The sequence below is a fragment of the Mesorhizobium sp. M2A.F.Ca.ET.067.02.1.1 genome (genome assembly GCF_004023285.1).
In the GTDB taxonomy this organism is placed as follows: Bacteria; Pseudomonadota; Alphaproteobacteria; order Rhizobiales; family Rhizobiaceae; genus Mesorhizobium.
Genome location: NZ_RZSB01000481.1, coordinates 1 through 4,700 on the forward strand (window position 1 = coordinate 1; position 4,700 = coordinate 4,700).

At 64.3% G+C, this 4,700-nt stretch carries 5 protein-coding genes; 4 read left to right on the forward strand and 1 reads right to left on the reverse strand.

Annotated features, from left to right (window positions below; genetic code table 11):
• Window positions 1-1,017: magnesium transporter (locus EOA28_RS25575; protein WP_245501592.1), on the reverse strand; the 1,017-nt coding region annotated here is incomplete at its 3' end.
• A 398-nt stretch (window positions 1,018-1,415) separates the two neighbouring features.
• Between EOA28_RS25575 and EOA28_RS25580 the strand changes: the two genes are divergently transcribed.
• The 4 genes from EOA28_RS25580 to EOA28_RS25595 form a co-directional block, all read left to right on the forward strand.
• Window positions 1,416-2,033 carry a response regulator transcription factor gene (locus tag EOA28_RS25580; RefSeq protein ID WP_281059012.1) on the forward strand — a complete coding sequence of 206 codons (618 nt, stop codon included), beginning with the start codon at window positions 1,416-1,418 and terminating at the stop codon, window positions 2,031-2,033.
• A gap of 133 nt (window positions 2,034-2,166) precedes the next feature.
• Window positions 2,167-3,357: an aminotransferase class V-fold PLP-dependent enzyme gene (locus tag EOA28_RS25585; RefSeq protein WP_127253135.1), complete on the forward strand. Its 1,191-nt coding sequence runs from the start codon at window positions 2,167-2,169 to the stop codon at window positions 3,355-3,357.
• Window positions 3,358-3,367: 10 nt separating this feature from the next.
• A complete protein-coding gene (locus EOA28_RS25590; RefSeq protein ID WP_128315413.1) occupies window positions 3,368-4,327 on the forward strand; it encodes a CoA ester lyase in 960 nt (319 codons plus the stop codon).
• Window positions 4,328-4,345: 18 nt separating this feature from the next.
• On the forward strand, window positions 4,346-4,700 hold a 355-nt coding region (locus EOA28_RS25595; RefSeq protein WP_189342183.1), incomplete at its 3' end, for an ATP-grasp domain-containing protein.

Sequence of the window (4,700 nt, forward strand, 5' to 3'; positions counted from 1 at the left end):
GATATGCTCGATCGTGCGGTCGAACAGGCCGATCACCGACGCGGCGAGGAAGGCGGTCAGCAGATTGACCAGCAGCCAGGGCACGCGCGAGCGCGAGGTGGCGAGCACGGTGTCGGACAATTCTTCGTCGCCGACGCCGCCCATGCGCAGAAGGTCCTCCTCCGCCTCCTCCTGGATGACGTCGACCACGTCGTCGATGGTCAGCACGCCGACCAGCCGCCCGTTCTCGTCGACCACGGCGGCGGAGAGCAAATTATACTGCTCGAACTCGCGGGCCGCCTCTTCCTGGTCCATCGTGGCCGGGATCGCATGCAGCGTCTCATGCATGACCTCCTCGACCTTGACCGCGCGTTTGGTGCGCAGGATCTGATCGAGGTCGATGGCGCCGAGCAGCTTGAAGCTCGGATCGATGACGAAGATCTGGCTGAAGCGCTCGGGAAGGTTCTTGTCCTCGCGCATGTAGTCGATGGTCTGGCCGATCGTCCAGAACGGCGGCACGGCGACGAACTCGGTCTGCATGCGCCGGCCGGCGGTTTCTTCCGGATAGTCGAGCGCGCGCCGCAGCCTGATGCGCTCGGTGAAGGGCAGCTGCGACAGGATCTCGTCCTGGTCTTCCTTCTCGAGGTCCTCGAGAATGTAGACGGCGTCGTCGGAATCGAGCTCCTGCACCGCCTGCGCGATCTGCGCGTTGGGCAAATTGTCGACGATGTCGAGGCGGATCGCCTCGTCGACCTCGGTCAGCGCGGAGAAGTCGAAGTCGGAACCGAGCAATTCGACCAGCGCCCGGCGCTGTTCGGGATGAAGCGCCTCCAGCACATCGCCGAGTTCCGACTGGTGCAGGTCGTCGACTTCGCGCTTGAGGGTGATCGTGTCGCGGTCGGCGATCGCTGCGCCGATCTGGGCAAGGAAGGAGGCGCGCACGGCACCGTCCTCGCCATAGATGTCGGCGTGATGCTCCTCGGCGGGCGCGACATCGGTCGTCTGTCTGTTCTGGCCTTCCACCAGCGCCTCCCGCATCGAGGAATCCCGAAATGAGGTCTAGTGCATGATCCCGAAAAGTGGAAACCGCTTTTCGGGAAATCCAAACCCTGTGCTGCAGATAGCGCGGTGGCAGGATTCGTCTTCGAAAGATGTCGCTCTAGCGCGCGGAATAGCCAAGGAAATGTGACGGTCGCCTTTGCCTCGCAACCTCTCGGAAGCAGCGCGCGGCGCCCGCGTCGCGGCTGTGACAATCCCTCCAGCCGACGCGACAGCGCATGTCGCTGGGGAAAGAGCACCCCTTCCCCGTTGAGGCAGAATTGTCATGGCACGGTGCGAAGAGGCCGACGAATGGGTGGAATCGAAAAGGTGAGCGGCAGGCCTTGAACCTCGCGTCGCGGAAAACGGAAGAAACAGCTGGCGGGCAGCGCGTTCGCGTGGTCGTCGCCGAACGCAATCCTTTCGTCGTTTCGGCGCTGCGCGAAATGCTGGAATGCGACGGCCGCTTCGATCTGCTCGGTGTTGTGCACAGCGGCGCGCAATTCCTGGATATGGCCACTGCCACACAGTTCGATGTCGCCGTCGTCGGCTGGAAGCTCGCCGACATGGACGGCGCCGACGTGCTGACGGAAGTTCAGAGCCGCGAGCTTGGCGTGCGCATCACGATCTTTTCCAACGACCACGACATCGGCATCCTGAAGCAATGCGTGCGCCTCGGCGCTCAAGGCTATTGCTTCCAGTTCGACGAGCCGCCGGTGATCTTCGAGACGATCCTGGCGGTCGCGCATGGCCGCATCTGCATTCCCTATATCGACATCAACAAGGTCAACGACACGCCCTTGTCCCGGCTCACCGTGCGCGAGCGGGAACTGCTGGCGGTGCTGTCCGACGGCTGGACCAATTTGCAGATCGCCACGCGTACAGGGATTTCCGAGAACACGGTGAAGTACCACCTGAAGAATCTCTACGACAAGCTGGACGTGCGCAATCGCGCCATGGCCGTCGCGCTCTATTCCAGCGAGAAACAACGCACGTCCAAATCGCCTGCCGGGTAGGCCGATCGGGTAGGCCAGACGGGTAGGTCCATCTCACCCGCAAGGGCCAACAACTTACCCAGCAAGGTGTTGTTGGCGAGCCTCGCCAGGACGAAACTTCCTCCACAATCAAAAACGATCGGAGGAATTTCGCATGGCTGGGTTCACGCATCTTTTCATCCCGGGGCCCACCAACATTCCGGAGCAGGTCCGGCAGGCCATGAACCTGCCGATGGAGGATATGCGCGCCGCCTCCTTCCCCAACCTGACGCTGCCGCTGTTCGAGGACATCAGACGAGTCTTCAAGAACGAGACCGGCCGCGTCTTCATCTATCCGTCCTCCGGCACTGGCGCCTGGGAAGCGGCGATGACCAACGTGCTCAGCCCCGGTGACAAGGTGCTGATGTCGCGCTTCGGCCAGTTCTCGCATCTGTGGGTCGACATGGCCGAGCGGCTCGGCTTCGACGTCGATGTCATCGATTGCGAGTGGGGCACCGGCGTTCCGCTCGACCTCTATGCGGAGCGGCTGAAGGCCGACAAGGCGCACCGCATCAAGGCCGTCTTCTGCACTCAGAACGAGACCGCGACCGGCGTCACCAGCGACGTCGCCGGCTGCCGCGCCGCGCTCGATGCCACGAACCACCCAGCACTCCTTTTCGTCGACGGCGTGTCCTCGATCGGCTCGATCGATTTTCGCCAGGAGGAATGGGGCGTCGATTGCGCCGTCAGCGGTTCGCAGAAGGGCTTCATGCTGCCCGCCGGCCTCGGCTTCCTGTCGGTCAGCCAGAAGGCGCTTGCCGCTTCGCGGGTCGCGACGCACCGGCACTGCTACTTCTCCTTCGAGGACATGATCCGCACCAACGACGCGGGCTATTTCCCCTACACGCCGGCGACGCAGCTGCTGCGCGGCCTGCGCGCTTCGCTCGACCTCATCGCCGAGGAGGGGCTGGAGAACATCTTCGCCCGCCACCATCGGCTCGCCGAAGGCGTGCGCAAGGCGGTCGACGCCTGGGGCCTGAAGCTTTGCGCCAAGGCGCCGCAATGGCACTCCGACACGGTCAGCGCCATCCTGGTTCCGGAAGGCATCGACAGCGCCAACGTCGTCAAGCGCGCCTACAGCGCATACCAGACATCGCTTGGCGGCGGCCTCAACAAGGTTGCCGGCAAGGTCTTCCGCATCGGCCATCTCGGCTGGCTGAACGAAGTGATGGTGCTGGCCTCGCTGTCGGCGGCCGAAATGGCGCTGCTCGATTGCGGCGTGCGCCTGGCGCCGGGCTCAGGCGTGGCGGCGGCGATCGAGCACTTCCGCCGCACGGCCGAAATGCCGGTCGCCAAGGCGGCATAAGGGGCGCACCATGAGCCACACCATCCACCACCTGAAGAAACTCAGGCTCCAGCGCAGCGAGCTGGCCGTTCCAGGCTCCAGCACGGAGATGATCGACAAGGCCGCGAACAGCGCCGCCGACTTCGTCTTCCTCGACATCGAGGACGCGGTGGCGCCGCCCGACAAGGAGCGCGCCCGTAAGAACATCATCCAGGCGCTGAACGACATCGACTGGCGCGCCAAAGGCAAGACCGTCTCGGTGCGCATCAACGGCCTCGACACCCATTACATGTACCGCGACGTCGTCGACGTCATGGAACAGGCCGGCGACCGGCTGGACACCATCCTGGTGCCGAAGGTCGGCGTTCCCGCAGACCTCTATATGGTCGAGGCCATGGTCAACCAGATCGAGATGGCCAAGGGCTTTAAGACCCGCGTCGGCCTCGAAGCACTGATCGAGACCGCGCTCGGCATGGCCAATGTCGAGGCGATCGCCGCCACGCCCGGACGTCTCGAAGCGATGCATTTCGGCGTCGCCGACTATGCCGCGAGCAACAAGGCGCGCACAGTCAACATCGGCGGGTTGAACCCTGACTATCCCGGCGACCAATGGCATTTCGCGCTGTCGCGCATGACGGTCGCCTGCCGCGCCTATGGCTTGCGCGCCATCGACGGGCCGTTCGGCGATTTCTCCGATCCTGAAGGCTACAAGGCGGCCGCCAGGCGCGCCGCGGCCCTCGGCATCGAAGGCAAATGGGCGATCCATCCCTCGCAGATCGCTCTCGCCAACGACGTATTTTCGCCGCCGGAGAAAGAGGTCCCCCGCGCCCGCCGCATCCTCGAGGTGCTGAAGGAAGCGGAGGCGCTGGGCAAGGGCGCAGCCGCGCTCGACGGCAAGATGATCGACGCCGCGTCGGAACGCATGGCGCGCAATGTGCTGGTGGTCAACGAAGCGATCGAGCGCGCCGGCCAGGTTCACGCCGCGCAGTAAAAAAACTGGGAGGACAAGATGGACATCCACGAATACCAGGCCAAGGAACTGCTTGCCCGCCACGGCGTGCATGTGCCGCGCGGCGGCCTCGCCTACAGCCCCGAGCAGGCGACCTACCGCGCGCGCGAGATCGGCGGCTCGAAATGGGTGCTGAAGGCGCAGGTTCATTCCGGCGCGCGCGGCAAAGCCGGCGGGATAAAACTCTGCTCGAATGACGAGGAGATCTCCAACGCCGCCGAAGCCATGCTCGGACGCAAGCTGGTGACGCAGCAGACCGGCCCGCGCGGCAAGCTGATCTCGCGCCTCTATCTGGAGGAAGCCGTCGACATCGCGCAGGAGCTCTATCTCGGCTTTGTGCTCGACCGGAAGGAAG